Annotated in this window: 1 protein-coding gene; it reads left to right on the forward strand. The window is 64.2% G+C overall.

The features are described 5' to 3' along the window. Window positions 1–206, forward strand: a 206-nt coding sequence (rpmC, locus tag ABFX56_RS16165) for a 50S ribosomal protein L29 (protein WP_346234377.1), incomplete at its 5' end; no start/stop codon positions are given. Between the last annotated feature and the right edge of the window lie 54 nt (window positions 207–260).

Raw genomic sequence — 260 nt, forward strand, 5'->3', positions numbered from 1 at the left:
CGCGCCTCGTTGCCGAGCTGAAGAAGGCCAAGGAAGAGCTGTTCAACCTGCGCTTCCAGTCCGCAACCGGACAACTGGAGAGCCACGGACGCCTGCGCGCCGTCACGCGCGACATAGCCCGGATTTACACGATCATCCGCGAACGCGAGCTGGGCATCCGTGCCACGCCCGTTCCGGTCGAGGTACCGGTGAAGGCCGAAAAGTAATCGAAGAAGGCCAAGGCCGATGAGACGGTCGCCGAGGCTCCCGTAGGGGAGTCC

The organism is Parafrigoribacterium mesophilum, assembly GCF_039652555.1.
Classification (GTDB): Bacteria; Actinomycetota; Actinomycetes; order Actinomycetales; family Microbacteriaceae; genus Parafrigoribacterium; species Parafrigoribacterium mesophilum.